This is a genomic window from Frankia sp. ACN1ag, assembly GCF_001414035.1.
Taxonomy (GTDB): Bacteria; Actinomycetota; Actinomycetes; order Frankiales; family Frankiaceae; genus Frankia; species Frankia torreyi.
The window spans coordinates 216,842-232,027 of the sequence record NZ_LJPA01000009.1; the positions used below are offsets into that span (position 1 = coordinate 216,842).

Sequence of the window (15,186 nt, forward strand, 5' to 3'; positions counted from 1 at the left end):
TCGCCATCTGGACGGGCATCCCGGTCTTCAAGCTCACCGAGGAGGAGACGGCCCGTCTGCTCCGCATGGAGGACGAGCTGCACAAGCGGGTCATCGGCCAGCAGCAGGCCATCAAGGCCGTCTCGCAGGCGATCCGGCGCACCCGTGCCGGGCTGAAGGACCCCAAGCGTCCCGGCGGGTCGTTCATCTTCGCCGGCCCGTCCGGTGTCGGTAAGACCGAGCTGTCCAAGACGCTCGCCGAGTTCCTCTTCGGTGACGAGGACGCGCTCATCCAGCTCGACATGTCCGAGTACATGGAGAAGCACACCGTCTCGCGGCTGGTGGGCTCCCCGCCCGGCTACGTCGGCTACGAGGAGGGCGGCCAGCTCACCGAGCGGGTGCGGCGCAAGCCGTTCTNGGTCGTCCTGTTCGACGAGGTCGAGAAGGCGCACCCCGACGTCTTCAACACGCTCCTGCAGATCCTGGAGGACGGTCGCCTGACCGACTCCCAGGGCCGACTGGTCGACTTCAAGAACACCGTCCTGATCATGACGTCGAACCTGGGCACCCGGGACATCTCCAAGGGCCCCGGCATCGGCTTCGCCACCGGTCAGGGCGCCGTTGACTACGAGCGGATGAAGGCGAAGGTCCAGGACGAGCTCAAGCAGCACTTCCGGCCGGAGTTCCTCAACCGGATCGACGACATCATCGTCTTCCACCAGCTCTCCGAGAACGAGATCATCCAGATCGTCGATCTCATGCTGGCCCGGGTGGACATCCAGCTCAAGAACAAGGACATGGCCCTCGAGCTGACGTCGGCTGCCAAGGCGCTGCTGGCGAAGAAGGGCTACGACCCCGTGCTCGGCGCCAGGCCGCTGCGCCGGACGATCCAGCGGGAGATCGAGGACGTCCTGTCCGAGAAGATCCTGTACGGCACGCTCAAGCCGGGCGAGATCGTCGTCGGTGACGTCGAGGGCGAGGACGAGGACGCGAAGTTCGTCTTCCGCGGCGAGACCAAGCCGAACCAGGTGCCGGACGCGCCGCCGATCGACCTCGCCAAGTCCAGCGAGTAGCGCCAGCGGCGCGTCACCAGCGCCGCCGGACTGCGGCTGAGCCCCGGTACCCCACCAGGTTCCGGGGCTCAGTCGTTTCCGCGGCCCGCGCAATCGGCTCCGGCGCAGGCTCAGGTGTAGGCATCCCAGGCGAGGCTCGCGGCGAGGCCGAGCGCGGCCAGCCCGATGAGCACCCGCAGGATGTCGCCCGGCAGCCGGCGCACGATCAGCGGCCCGACCGCGCCGCCGATCAGCAGACCGACGGCCAGGGGCGCCACCGCGGCCCAGCGCACCGGGCCGAAGACGGCGAACCCCGCCGCCGCGACCAGATTCGCGAAGCCCGACGACACGTTCTTGATCGCATTGACCCGGGCGAGCGGCTCGGGGATCGCCACCGCGAGCACGGCGAGCAGCGCCACTCCGCCACCGGCGCCGAAATAGCCCAGGTAGATCCCGGTTCCGAAGACCGCGGCGAGCACCGCCGGGCCGCCCTCGGCCGGCGCTTCGGCCCGTCGGGCGAGGATCCGGGGCTGCGCCCACAGCAGCACGGCCGCCCCGGCGATCAGCACCGGCACCGCTCGTTCGAACGTCCGCTCCGGCAGCGTGAGAAGCAGGACGGCGCCCACCGCCCCGCCGGCGAGGGCCATCGCCGCGAACCGGGCGACCCGGTCGGTCTGACCCGCGAGCTCGGGTCGCGACCCGGCGGCCGCGCCGACCGCGACGAACAGCAGCGCCGTCGTGTTGGTGACGTTCGCCGCCAGCGGCGGCAGCCCGGTCGCGAGCAGCGCGGGGTAGGAGACGAGCGACGCCAGCCCCGCGACGGTGCTGGTGATGCCGGCCAGCACGCCGGCGCCCACCAGCAGGGCGATGTCGGCGGCGGTCAGGGTCACCCCCCGGTGTCACCCGTCCCTGGGACGGCGGGCGCCTGCGGCGTCACCCGGACAGTAGGGGATCACGGGTTCGGCCCCGGTGGCGGCGCAACGTCGGCTACCCCACACGACGTTCGGTCGATGGGCGGCCGCGGGCCATGGCACCATGCTCGTTGGTCGGCAACGAGACCAGCTCAGGTGAGACCAGCTCAGGCGGGACCAGATCGGACGGGACCGGATCAGACGGGACCAGGTCAGACGGGACCAGGTCGGACAGCAGGCGGGATCGGGTGGAGTGACGGGCGGTGCCGACGACGCCCACGGCGTCCATCTCACCTTCGGCGCCGAGCCGGCGACGGTCATGGTCGTCTCCTGGCTGACCCGCGGCCCCGTAACCCGGCCCGCGGTGCGCTGCGGGTCCCAACCCGGCACCGTCGGCGAGCCGGTCCCGGCGACCACCCGCTCCTACCGGGACGCCCGCACCAGCGAGCAGGTCTTCGTCCATCACGCGACCCTGACCGGGCTCGAACCCGCCACGGACTACGCGTTCACCCTCGAGCACGACGGCCGCCCGCAGGCTGCGGACGGCTCGTTCCGCACGGCTCCGGGCTCGCGGGCCGCCTTCGGCTTCACCTTCTTCGGCGATCAGGGCACCGACCGCCCGTACGACCCGTTCGGCTCGCCCGCCTCCGGGTACGCCGTGGCCGGCGTCGAGCGGTGCGCACCGCTGTTCGCGCTCACCGGCGGGGATCTGTCCTACGCCAACCAGCGTGAGGACCCGGTACGCACCTGGTCCGACTGGTTCACGATGATCAGCCCGTCCGCGGGGTCACGGCCGTGGATGCCCTGCGTCGGCAACCACGAGATCGAGCGGGGGAACGGGGCGCTGGGGCTCGCGGCCTACCAGACCTACTTCGAACTGCCGCCGAACGGGGGCGAGGGCTACCTCGCGGGCCTCTGGTACGCCTTCACGGTCGGGGCGGTCCGTTTCGTGGTGGTCAGCGCCGACGACGTCTGCTACCAGAACAGTGGCCCGATCTACCTGCGCGGGTTCAGCGCCGGCCGGCAGACCGCCTGGCTCGCTCGGACGCTGGAGCAGGCCCGGGCCGACCCGGACATCGACTGGATCGTGGTCGTCATGCACCATGCGGCCCTGTCCACGTCGGCCGATCACAACGGCGCCGATCTGGGCATCCGGGAGGCCTGGCTGCCGCTGTTCGACCGGCACGGAGTGGACCTCGTGCTCTACGGGCACGAGCACCACTACGAACGCAGCCACCCGGTGCGGGGCACCGTCCCGGGCAGCCGGACCCTCGCCCCCCGACCGGTGGTGGGGGCGGTCGGGTCCGGCGGCGCCGTCGTGGACACGTCGGCGGGCACGGTCCACCTGATGGCGGGCACCGGAGGCTCGTCGTCGCCGTCCACGGACACGCTGCTCGATCCGCCGGCCGGACGGATCGTGGTCGGCGTCCGTGACCCCGAACCGGGGCGCCGGCACCGGACCGCCGTCCGCGAGCTCGAGGACGCGGCCTGGTTGGCTTTCCGAGCCCCCGATCATCCCTACGCCTTCGCCGGGTTCGAGGTGGATCCCGGCGAGCCCGGCGGGCTGACCAGCATCCGGATCACCGCGTACGACTCGGGTTCCCCCGACCCGGTGCCGTTCGACCGGGTGACTCTGGTCCGGCCCAGAACCGACGCGGCGCCGACCGGCTGACGCCGGGAGCAGGCCCTGGACCTCCGCCGACAGTTGACGTCCGCCGACAGTTGACGTCCGCCGCGAGGTCCGAAGACGCCCCGAGGAGAGAATGCGGAAGTCACCGGGGTGCGCCTCGATCGGCGATCTTCCGATCGTTCACCGCTCGCCTTCGGTGACGAAATATGTTCCGGTCGCGCCGCCGAGCCGAATTAACGTTACGCCCGGTGAAGAAGGCCGCCCCCGCCCCCGGCGCGACGAGATGATCGCGCGCGGTCCCGAGCTCCTTTCACCGGACAGTCCGGCCACCCCGGCGGTGACCGCCGGACATCCCGCGGAACATCGAACCGACATCAGCACTGCAACGTCCGCCCATCTTTGCCGGAAACCCCGGCGCGGCGTTCGGAGCAGGCGTACGTAACGACAGCCGGGCCGATCATCGACCACCGACCCTTGGCGCACCGCAAACAGGAACAACGTGCTGCACATGCCGCTGCACGGGGCACCTGCCTTCGGCTCCGTCACGCGGCGGAGCCGAAGGTAATTCCCGCCGCCGGCACGGTCGCTCCCGGCGGCGGCGTCCGGAGATCCAGCCACTCGGGCCGGGATGATTTTTTCGGACTTTCGCTGGACCGACCGGGGGTCCAAGGAATAACTTTCGCGAGTAGGCGGTAATCGACCGACTACACGATCATTGTCGACTACGGCGAACCGGGAGGACGTCCATTGTCAGGGAAGCAGCGGACGCCGAGTGGGGGCAGCTCGTCCCGTCCATGCGCCGAAACCCGGGCCTCCATTGTGCGGGAGCATTGCCTGCCAGCAAATCAACGGCAGTCCCGATACCCGTCGAAGGTCGGCCTCGCACCGGCNTACCCGACGCGGAGGAATGAACGTCCGCGGGGCCGGTGGAATGCTTCGATGCTGCGCGGGACGGCCTTCACCCGGAGCCTTCGGTGAGCACCGCGACCGGCCCGGTTGCCACCCTGGACCTGCGCTCGGGCTGCCGGCGGCGGGTGGCGCGACGCCCCTGGGCCCCCGGCACCCTGCGGACCCTGCTCACCCGACGCCCGCGGTTCGACGTGGGCGCTGCGGAGCGTCTGCTGATCGTCGACGAGGCCCGCACGGCAGCGGCTCACCAGGCCGGACTGGCTGCGCTGACCACCGGGCGCCCCGCCGAGTCGGTGCTGCTCGTCCTGGTGGGGCCGGTGCCGGGCGAGATCACCGCGCCCGGGACACACGGAGCGCCGGCGCCGGCGGACACCAGCGCCGACCCGTGGCGCGGCACCGGTGCCCAGGACGAAGGTGCCCAGGACGAATTGTTCGGCGCCGTGCCGGGTGACGAGACGCTCCCCGACCTCGACGCCCCCTACAACCCGGCCTTCTATGCCTTCGTCGACGACACCGCCTTCGTCGACGACGGATCCCTCGGCGACGACGCACCCGAGGGATCCGCGCGGCCGACCGCGGCGGCCGCGTCTGCGGCGCCCGGCAGTGCGCCCACCATCCCGGCGATCCTCTGGGTCGGGGCGGTCGAGGGCAGACCGTCGGCCGCCGCGGTGGACTCGGCCGGGCCGGCGCTACGGGTGCTGCTCGACGCGCTGCGCAGCCCCGAGGTGTTCGACGAGGTCACCCGCGCGGTGTCCGCCATGCCCGGCTGCCTCGCCTTCCCCGGCATCCGCGCCGTCGTCGGCCGGCTCCCCGGCGAGTTGCTGCGCGGGTTGCAGATCGGGGCTACATCCTGGTCGGATGCCCCCACCGATGCGGCGGTGGTCCCCGAGCTTGCCGGCGAGGGGCGGTTGGCGCTGTTGGATCCCAGCTCCGACGCTGCGACGATCATCGCCTTCGCGCCACGGGTTGCCCGCCCGGAGCCGCCACCGCCGGAGACGGACGGCGCCGGCCCGGCGGACCCGGTCGGGCCGACCATCGAGATCGTCTGGACCGCGGCGACGATGCTCGCCGGCGTGCTGCGGCTGACCCCCGCGCGGGACGCCGACGTGCTGGGGGTCCTGTTCCCGGGGCTGCGACCGTGAATCGCGCCGCCCCCGCGGCCTCGGACCGCGCCCCCGCGGCGCGGGACGCCACCTCCGCGGTGACCCGTCTGGACCAGATCGTCTACGCCTGGTCCAGGCGGACGCGGGCCGGCGCCGAGGGCTACTTTCCCATCGCGAGCTCGCTGAGCTCCGCGGTGACCCGTTCGTGGAACGGCCTGCTCGCCGCCCAGGTCGAGGCGGGCGACAGCCCCGTCGACCAGCCGCCGCCCGCGCTCGCCTACGTCGTCGGCGCACCCGACCGGCCCATCCGGGACGATCCGGACGACGTGCCGGACGCCGCGCTCGTCCACCACGTCCACGTCGCCGGCCGAAGCGGCGCCGGTAGCGGCCGGCTACGGGCGCACGTCCTGATCGGCCGGGCCGACTACCTGACCGAACGGGTCGCGCTGGCGCTGTACGCGGCCGGCGGGGCCACGGCCGGTGGGGCCACGGCCGGTGGCGCCCGGACCACACCGCGGCTGAACCCCCTGCACCTCGATGATCTCACCGCGCAGCGACGGGTCGGCGAGCGGACGCTGCGCCAGGCCGCCCGAGCCGCCGCCCGGCGTAACCGGCTGACCGTCCTGGTCTCGGCGGCCCTCACCTGGTCGTGGACGGACCGACCGGTCGTGGTGTCGCACACCGGCTCGGACGAGGCCGTCACGCTGATGTGGGCACTCGTCGAGATGCTCGAAGGGGTGCTCCCCTACCGGCTCACCTTCTCCATCCACGCCGCCCCGCCCGCGCCCCGTCCCACGTCGCCCACCGCCCGCGCCGCCGATGCGAGGCATGAGCCGGCGGATGAGCCGGCGTGGGCGTCGAGCGGCTCGACGTCGGCCGCGGACCACGGACCGGCGGCGTCGGCCGGGACGGCCGTCGGCCAGGGCCGATCCGATCCGCGGTTCCGATTCGTCCCGATCCCGCCAGAGCTCGGGCCCGGCACCGACCCGGCGGCGATCTACGTGGATCCCCGCGTGACGCCGCCGGTCCCCCCGGCCGTCGCCGACGCGGCCCACCTGCTCGTCGGCGTCTACGGGCGGAGCGGGATCCGCGGCGTCGCCGACCTGCTCGCCCAGGTCGGCGACGAGGCGTTCCGGCCGCACGATCCCGAGCGCTGGTGCCGCCGGCTGGTGGCAACCAGCGGGCGGGACGCGGCGGTGGCCGGGTCAGGTGTGCGGCCGGGCCCCGACCCGACCGGCTCCCTCGCGGCCGACTGCCACCCGATCGACCCCCACCCGATCAGTCCCCGCCCGATCGACCCCCACCCGATCAGTCCCCGCTCGATTGGCGAACCGTCCTCGAGCTGGGAGGCCTCACCGGCTCGGCCGTCCCCGGGGCAGCCCGCACCCCCACCGGCGGATGCGCGATCACCCGCGGCGGCGTTCGCGGGGCGAGGGGCCGCCGGGCAGGCGCGCGCGGTCGCCGAGCACCTGCACGACGCCTACGAGCTGTTGCTGGCGCCGGGAGGCGCCGGCGGGGACGATGCCGACCCGGCAGGTCGCCTGATCGCGATCCTGGCCCACCCGGTCGGCCTGCCCGCCGACCTGCCAAGCGCCGAACGGCTGCGCGGGCAGCTACACCGCGTCGCGGGTCGGCTGACCGTTCCGGGTGCCTCCGGCCGGCCGCCGAGATCGCCGACGGGGCAGGAGGCACGCACCGGGCCGGCATCACGTGAGCAGGGCCGCGCCATGATCGTGGCTGGCGTCCTCGACCGGCTGGGGGAGATGGATCCGGCCGATCGTGCCCGGGTCGCCGTGGACGTCGAGGCCGCGGTCGTCGAGGAGCAACGGCAGGTCGAGGGGGCACTGACCGCGCTGGCCGACGATCTCGCCGCGCTGCGCGGTCCGTCGCCCACCCGCGGCGCCGAACAGTCGATGCGCCGGGCGATCCCGCCCCTCACGGCCGGCCTGGAATCGGTCTTCTCGTCCTACCGCCTCGCGACGGCCAGCGGCAGCGCGCTGCGGCTCGCCACCGAGACCCTCGACGCACTGCGCGCCGTCCGCCCGGCAGCCCCCCCGCCCACCGCCGCCCAGCCCGACCCCACCGCCCAGCCCAGCCTCGCCGACCGGCCCGACCCCAGCGGGCGACCCGACGTCTCCGTCACGAGCCGGGAGGGCGGCGGCGCCGGAGCCGACCGCCCGGTCGGAGCGGAGACCGACTTCGAGGTGACGGTGACGGTCCTGCCGCCGGCGGCTGCCTCCTCCGCGGCTGCCGCCACCGCGCCCCGGCAGGAGCTGGAGCGGGCCGCCCGGGTCGCGGTCACCCGGCACGTCGCGGCCGCCTACCGGACGGAGTGGTCGTACTGGGACGGCCGGCTGCACCCCGTCGACCGGCTGCTGGCCGCGCTCGGCGTCCCGCTGGGGGTCTCGCTGGCGCACGCGGGTCCCGATCCGCTGGCCGATCCGCTGGAATCGCCCACCGAGCTGCGTGAACTCGCCGCGCTGCGCGACCTGTTCGGCCCGCTGTGCCCGCCGGGCTCCCGGTCCCGGCCGCAACCTGACCGCCCGCCTGGTCGGCCCGCCGACGTCCTGGCCCGCGCCGCCAGCGACGTCACCCAGGCAATCACCCGGCTGGCACCGGACGCCCACCTGACCGAGGTGGACCGGGCGGCCTACGTCACGGCGATCCACACCGCCGTCGCGGAGATGCATCGGCAGATCGTGCAGCTACTGGCCGGGCTGGTCGCGGATCTGGCCGCCCTGCCGGTCGCAACCGAGGCCGGCCCGGACCGGCCGGACGAGGGCCACCGCGCCGCGCGCGTCCGGGACCTGCTCACCTCCGCCCTGCGGACCGTGTTCGACCGGTTCGGGCTTCCGGAGGGGTTCGCGTTCGCCGACGCTCTGGCCGACGAGCTGGCCTGGCTGACCGCCGGCGCGGCACTCCCCGCGGCTGCCCTTCCTGCGACGGCGTTCCCTGCGACGGCCGAGTCGTCGGCCGCGGCGGCCGAGTCGTCGGCCGCGGCGGTGGTGCGGCTGCTGCGGGAGACCCGAGCGTGGGGAGCCGACGCCTTCCGGCTACTCGTCCTGTACGCCCCGGGCTGGTACGGAGCCGAGGACATCCGGTATGCCATCGCCGCCGCCGTAACGGCCGGGCCGAGCGGGTTCGGGCTGCCAGGAGCCGACGACGACGGATCCGGGCTCCTCGCCGCCGGCGCCCGCCCCTTCTTCGAGCGGCTGGCGACGGCCCGGCCGGGCGGGGGCCAGGTGATCGACACCGTTGCTCGCCTTCTGGAGCTGTACGCCCGCGGCGGGGCCGGCGAGACACCCGGCGAGGACGGCGAGACACCCGGCGGAGGCGGCGAGGCCCGGCGCGAGGCCGGCGCGGACCGGGCGGCGAGCGCGGTGCAACGGTCGCGGCGGCCTGCCTCGTCCGCAGCGGAGGTGCACGCCCTGGGTGCCGAGCTCACCGCGCGCATCCCGCCGACCGCGGCGGCCCCGCGGGATCCGGCGGTCGCGTTCCTCGACGCGTGCGCGTCGGGCCGGCCCGACGCGGCCCGGATCTTCGGCCTGCTCGTCCGGTACGTGCCGAGCTGGGACGATGCCTGGGACCTCTACGAGGCGATCTGGAACCGGGGCACGCCCCAGCACGGCAGCAGGGCGTCGCCCGAGCCACCCTCGGAAGCGGAGCTGGGCGTGGCGGCGGAGCGGTACTTCCGCCACGCCCTGCACGCCGGCGACGACTACGACGGCGACTACGACTACGACTACGACTACGACGGCGACTATGACTTCGGCCCCGGCAGCGCCGACGACTACGCCGCCGACGACTACGGCGCAGCGGCCTACAGCGGAGCAGCGGCCTACAGCGGAGAGGCCGGCGGCGGGCCGCATGCCGCCGACCTGGAACGCGTCGTACGCCGGCTGGTGGCGCTCTACCTTCCGGACGATCCACGCCTGCGGGCCGCCCACGAACTACCCGGCTTCGTCGAGTCCCGGGTCATCGCCGAGATCGCCGCAGGCGGCGCGGCCCGGCGTCGGCGGCGCTCCTTCGGGCTCCCCGTGTTCGCTCTCACCTTGGCCGCCGCCGTGCTCGCCCTGCTCGTCGTCGTCCGGTGACAGCACCGGTCGCCGGGCCGCCGGGCGACGACCGCGAGGCCACCCGGCCGGGAGGACGATCACCGCGGCTGTCCCGTTCGCCCTACTCGGGGTCGGTGGAGTCTGGAACAATGACCAGCACTTGTGTCGGTGTCGCGACACACCCGGGGTTCGCGGTGCGTCGGTGCCCTTGGGTAAGAAGGAAGACGGCTGGCGACACGTCCCGACAGCGTGATCGTGAATGGTTCGGCGAGGACGGAGGCCATGGGTAGCTCGCTGGTGCCGATCATGCTCATCGTGGTGCTGCTGGTAGCCCTGGTGATCTACTTCGCCCTGAACAACCGGCCGGTTCGGCAGGGAAGCCAGCGCCGCAGCCGCGGCTTGGACCATCAACGGCATCGATCCGGTACGGTGCCGCTGCGAGACGGCTCCGACGCCGCCGCGCCGGACGGGATCGTGCCGGGCTTCACCGAGCCGGCGCCGAGCCCCCCCGCCGAACAGACGGCCGACGACGCGAGCGACGGCCCGGAGGCGGGCGCGTCGTGGGGAGGGGATGTGACCACGCAGGTTCCAGTCGGAGAAGAGAACAGTCGCGATCCCGACGCGACCGGTTGGACTCCTCCGCCCGCTGCCCCGCCGCACCAGGCCGAGTCCTTCGAGGACGAGCGGGAGGACGCCACCCGCTACTACGACCCGCAGACCGGCGACTACCCGATCGCGCCGCCCACGACGACCTTCGCCGCGCAGTCGGCCGCGGTGGGAGCGGAGCCGGCCGGGGGGCGGGCCACCGCGGGCGACCCGCGGTGGGAGAGCACACCGACCGCGACCACCTATCCCAACGCCGCCGCCGCGCCGCGGGAGCAGGCTGCCGACCTGATGGCGACCGAGCCCGAGCAGACCACGGCCGCCCCGCTGCGGCTGGCCGCCGCCGGCCGGACCCGCCGGGGCAAGCGCGGCGGTCCCAACGAAGACGCCTTCGTCGTCGTGGACGGCCTGCTGGCGGTCTCGGACGGCGTCGGCGGGGAGGCCGCCGGCCAGATCGCCTCCACGCTGACCGTCACCACCGTGGCCGGCTTCCGGCCGCAGTACGCGGAGGATCCGCTGGAGGGCCTGCGCAGGGCCGTGGAGCGGGCGAACCGGGTGGTCCGCACCCGGGCCCGGGAGGAACCGACCTGGCTGGGCATGGCCTGCACGCTGGACGTCGTCATCCTCGGCCGGCAGCACAACACCGGCGAGTACCTCACCGTCGCCCACGTCGGCGACAGCTCGGTGTGGCTGCAGCCGGGCCGGGGACGTCCGCGGGCGCTGACCACCCCGCACGCGATCCGCAACGGCCCCTTGCTGAACGCCGTCGGCCTCGCCGACGAGATCGAGGCCGACATCTTCAGCGAGCCGGTCCGGGCCGGCGACCGGGTCGTCCTCGCCAGCGACGGCATCACCAAGGTGATGACGCCCGAGCAGCTCGACGGGCTGCTCGGCGAGCTGGGCTCTGAGCCGCCCGAACGGGCCGCGGACGCCCTCGTCGAGGCGGCCCTGCTGGCCGGCGCCCGCGATGACACCACCATCGTCGTCGCCGACCTGGTATCCGAGCCCTCCTCGCGGTGAGACTGATCGGGCGTCCGGCACGGCGCACCCGGCGCCGACGATCCCGAACCCGCCCTCGGCAATCCGACCGAGACGGCCCCGGTGATCAGTCGCGGCACACCCGGCGGCCGGGGCGGGCGCCCCGGCCCCGGCCATCGGCTGGAACGCTGGGCGAACCGGCCGCTGCTCGTCGCCGGGCGGTTGGCCCGCTGGTTGCGCCGCCATCTGCTGGGGACGTTCGCCGTCCTCGGGGTGATCGCCTTCAGCCTCGGTCTGCTCGGGATGTACCGGCAGTTCCGCCACGAGCCGGCGATGTTCAACTGGCCCAACATCGTGTTCTTCACCGCGACGCTCTTCCTGGCCGACGGGACGGTCTTCCAGGACGGCGGGCGGTACCCGGTGGCGCTGGAGATCGCGCGGTTCCTCGCCCCGCTGGCCACGGCCGTCGGAGTCGCCGACGGGGTGAGCACGATCTTCGCCCAACGCTTCGAACGGTTCCGGGCCCGCCATGCCCGCCACCACGTCATCGTGTGCGGCACCGGCCCCACGGCGTCGGCGCTCGTCGACAAGCTCTCCCGGTCCAAACGGGTGGTGCTGGTCGCCGAGGACGCGGAGCGGGAGTATCCGGACGCCGAACTCCCGCCCGGCCTGCTGCGGGTCGTCGGCGACCCGATGGAGCCGCTGGTGCTGGCGAAGGCCGGAGTCGCCCGCGCGGACGTGGTCTACGGCTGCCTGCCGGACACCTCGTCGAACCTGGCCATTGCCCTGGCCACCCGGCTGCTGGCCGCCGACCGGGCGGACCAGCCGCTGCGCTGCGTGGCCCAGGTGGGCGACCTCTCCCTCATCCCGCACCTACGGGCCCGCCGGATCGGGTTCAACGACCACAGCGGCTTCCGGCTGGACTTCTTCGCCGTCGAGGTGCTCGGCGCGCGCGCCCTGCTCAACCGCTACCCGCCGAGCTGGGCCGCCCCGGATCACGCTGAGGAACCGCCCGTCGAACCGGCGCCCCTGGTCGTTCTCGGGCTTTCCGGCCTCGGCCGCGCCCTGGTGCTGGAGCTGGCCCGCCGCTGGTCGGTCCTGGTCGGGGCGGCCGGTCCACTGCTGCCCATCGCCGTGGCCGATCCGGCGGCTGATGAGATACTCGCCGCGTTACGCATCCGGGAACCCGCGCTCGCCCAGGTCGAGCTCACCGGTCACGACACCCCGCACGGCGAGCTGCCGCCGGCCGTGACGGACGCNCCTCCTCCCGAGTTCGTCTANGTCTGTCAGAGCGACGAGGAACGGGCGCTGCTGTACGGACTGGACACGGCGCAGGTGCTCAACGGCCGGTTCGGGTTCGCGCGGACCACGGTCATCGTGTGCACCGGCCGGCAGCGCAGCCTGCAGGACGTCTTCGGCCGACCGCAGTACCCTCGCCCGTCGACGCCGCGGCCGGGCCCGTTGCTGGAGGACCTGCTCGGCCGGGTGCGCTTCTTCGCCGTCAACGACGAGGCGCTCCCGCTCGACCTCGGCGACACCGACCTGATCGAGCGCTTCGCTCGGGCGAGCCACGAGCGCTACCTGGCGTCGGAACGCCACCGGGGCACCCCGATGAGATCCAGGCCGGCGATGGTGACGTGGGAGGAGCTCCCGGCCAACCTGCAGGACTCCAACCGGGCGCAGGCCGCCCAGTTCGGAGAGATCCTGCAGTCGGCGCAGACGCTGATGCTGATGCCGGCCGGGGTGGCCGACACCGACTTCGCGTTCACTCCGGACGAGATCGAGGAGTTCGCCCAGCAGGAACACGAACGGTGGCGCCGGGAGCGGGAGGCCAAGGGCTACACCCTGGGACCGACCCAACAGGACGGTCCCGACCGCCGCCACCCCGCGTTGGTCGACTGGTTGGCGTTGTCCGACACCGACCGGGAACGCGACCGCGAAGTCATCCGCAGCCTGCCAGCGATCCTCGCCCATGTGGGGCTGCGCATCGTCCGCCTCGACGATCCCGACTGATCTCGACTGATCCCGGCTGATCTCGACTGATCTCGACTGATCCCGAGGCTGGTCCAAGGCTGCCCCGGGATGTTCCGGGCTGCCCCAGGCGGGTCCGTCGTCAGGAGATGCGCTGATCCACCGGGCAGTCCAGGGCGCTGGCCCGGGTCAGGCCGTCGACCGAGAGCCGGGCGGACAGGCGCACCGGCCCGGACGCCTCGGTGAGGATGCCCGTCCAGCCGCCGGCGGCGCGGAACACGCACGCCCGGCCCTCCGACAGCCGCCAGTAGGGCGTGTAGTGGACGAGCACNGTAGCGACCCCGGGCGTGCGGAAGTCCACCCCCACCGAGCTCACCCCGAGCTCGGTGAGGCTCGCCGGCCCCTGCACCAGTCCGGCGGAGTCGGTGACGAGCCAGACCTTCCAGTGTGGGTTGTGCCAGGCGAGCTCGAGGTAGGGCAGGCCCGCCCGCAGCAGTTTCGCCTCCGCAACGGCGGACGGGTCGAGCTCCACGTCGGGCAGGGCGACGTAGCGGATGCCCCGGGCGATCAGCCACTCGTGGTAGGTCTCGGCGTTGAGGCTGCCGTCGTAGAACAACGCGTTGTACTTGCTGTCGAGCTGGCGCAGCCAGCCCCGGGCCATCGGCACGCTGGGCGCCACGAAACGCGCCTCCCAGTGGGCCCGGGTGAAGGGAACCTCGACCCGGCCGGCCGGCACCGGCGCGCCGCGGTCGAGGTAGTCGAGCAGCTCGGTGTAGTACCCGGCGGACGAGGACGGATCGCCCTGGGTGAGCAGCGCGCCGTGGATCGGACCGATCTGCCAGCCGATCAGGGGGATCGCCACGATCGCGAGCACCCGGCGGCGGTCGGCGAGCAGCAGCGCCGCCGCGGGGCCGGCCAGCAGCGTCGCCGGCCGGGTGATGTTCCCCCCGACCTGGGACGGGATGAAGAAGAACACCGCCGCCGCGGCCGCCCACAGCAGCAGGCCGTGGCGGATTGCCCGGGCACCCTTCGGGACTACCAGCAGTCCCACCGCGATGAGCGCCAGCAGCGACAGGAAGGTCAGCGCCGGGAACGGTTGGTAGCCGTCCTCGGGGAAGGCGAGCGCGACGACGATGCCGGCCCCGGCGCCGGCGAACGGCAGCACGCGCCGCCAGCCGATGGTCAGCAGCAACGCGGCGCCGACGAGCAGCACGAACCCGGCAGCCAGGGGCGAGGCCAGCGACGACAGCACGGCGCCGGCCCAGGTCAGCTTCGTCCGGCGCTCGCGGGCCCCGAGCAGCGCCAGCGCGCCGAACGCCATGCCGAGGGCGAACGGCATCCGCCCGACGACAAGGTTCGACACCGTCGCCACGGCGAACCACACGAGGACGAGGTCCTGCCCCGACCGCCGGCCCGGCCCACGCAGCAGCCGGGTCACGATCACGGTGGAGGCGACGCAGGAGATCGCGCCCAGGAGCTGCACCCCGAGCAACGCCCCCAGCGGCGGGAACAGCACACTGTACCCGGGTATGGTGTGGCCGCCGTACCATTGATCGTCCCAGAGGACCGCCCCGCCGTGGCGGAACAGCCACACCCGGTATTCCTGGGCGGGGGTGTCGGGGCCGGTCACGCCGAGCCCGACGCACAGCAGGCACAGGGCCGCGGTCAGCGTCCAGGGCCACCGGCGCACGGCCGCGACGAGGACGAGCAGGCCCCGCACGACCGGCCCGTGGTGCCGCGGCGGCTCGAGGGCGATGAAGGGGGTCTGGGGCAGTGGAGCCACGCGAGACTCGGTCTCGCCCGCCGGCACCGCCACGGCCACGGTCGTCGGCCGGCTACCGCGCGTGGCGTCGATCGGGGAACCGGGCGCCGCGAGCGCTGTCACCCGCGACCTCCCAAGGCACCGACGACGGTCCGTCCGCCGCATCCCACCGATCATCTCCCGACGGCCCGCCGGTCGGCGAACGGCCGGCCGCGGCTACCACCGCCGCGGCG

Annotated in this window: 7 protein-coding genes and 4 pseudogenes; 8 read left to right on the plus strand and 3 right to left on the minus strand. The window is 73.7% G+C overall.

The annotated features are described in order from the left end of the window. Both UK82_RS37165 and UK82_RS37170 read left to right on the plus strand, forming a co-directional pair. A pseudogene (locus tag UK82_RS37165) lies at positions 1–396 on the plus strand (AAA family ATPase); the annotation flags it as partial. 1 nt (position 397) lies between these two features. Beyond that, positions 398–1,052, plus strand: a pseudogene (locus UK82_RS37170) (AAA family ATPase); the annotation flags it as partial. Positions 1,053–1,162: 110 nt separating this feature from the next. Here UK82_RS37170 and UK82_RS10595 read toward each other — a convergent pair. Further along, entirely contained in the window at positions 1,163–1,915 is a 753-nt protein-coding gene (locus tag UK82_RS10595; protein WP_370657240.1) for a sulfite exporter TauE/SafE family protein, read from the minus strand. Between the two features lie 280 nt (positions 1,916–2,195). On the opposite strand from UK82_RS10595, the gene UK82_RS10600 reads away from it, so the two are divergent. From UK82_RS10600 to UK82_RS37180, 6 genes are all read left to right on the plus strand, one after another. Then, positions 2,196–3,614: a metallophosphoesterase family protein gene (locus tag UK82_RS10600; protein WP_044883983.1), complete on the plus strand. Its 1,419-nt coding sequence runs from the start codon at positions 2,196–2,198 to the stop codon at positions 3,612–3,614. 932 nt (positions 3,615–4,546) lie between these two features. Next, positions 4,547–5,623 carry a hypothetical protein gene (locus tag UK82_RS10605; protein ID WP_055407004.1) on the plus strand — a complete coding sequence of 359 codons (1,077 nt, stop codon included), beginning with the start codon at positions 4,547–4,549 and terminating at the stop codon, positions 5,621–5,623. Then, positions 5,620–9,678 (plus strand): hypothetical protein, encoded by a 4,059-nt coding sequence (locus UK82_RS10610; protein ID WP_055407005.1) that lies wholly within the window; start codon positions 5,620–5,622, stop codon positions 9,676–9,678. Before UK82_RS10605 ends, UK82_RS10610 begins: the two co-directional genes overlap by 4 nt. Positions 9,679–9,921: 243 nt before the next feature. Further along, entirely contained in the window at positions 9,922–11,262 is a 1,341-nt protein-coding gene (locus UK82_RS10615; protein ID WP_044883986.1) for a PP2C family serine/threonine-protein phosphatase, read from the plus strand. 291 nt (positions 11,263–11,553) lie between these two features. Continuing rightward, positions 11,554–12,479 (plus strand): NAD-binding protein (locus tag UK82_RS37175; protein WP_236705771.1); only part of this gene is annotated, 926 nt, incomplete at its 3' end. Between the two features lie 472 nt (positions 12,480–12,951). Continuing rightward, positions 12,952–13,233 (plus strand): RyR domain-containing protein, encoded by a 282-nt coding sequence (locus tag UK82_RS37180; RefSeq protein ID WP_236705772.1) that lies wholly within the window; start codon positions 12,952–12,954, stop codon positions 13,231–13,233. Between the two features lie 100 nt (positions 13,234–13,333). Here the strand turns inward: UK82_RS37180 and UK82_RS37185 are convergent. Next, positions 13,334–13,522 (minus strand): annotated as a pseudogene (locus UK82_RS37185) (hypothetical protein); the annotation flags it as partial. A 1-nt stretch (position 13,523) separates the two neighbouring features. Next, positions 13,524–15,076, minus strand: a pseudogene (locus UK82_RS10625) (hypothetical protein); the annotation flags it as partial. Between the last annotated feature and the right edge of the window lie 110 nt (positions 15,077–15,186).

Excerpts from the sequence above, each read along its gene's own strand:
- UK82_RS10615 (WP_044883986.1), top strand. The coding sequence starts at position 9,922 with ATGGGTAGCTCGCTGGTGCCGATCATGCTCATCGTGGTGCTGCTGGTA.
- UK82_RS37180 (WP_236705772.1), top strand. The coding sequence starts at position 12,952 with ATGCCGGCCGGGGTGGCCGACACCGACTTCGCGTTCACTCCGGACGAG.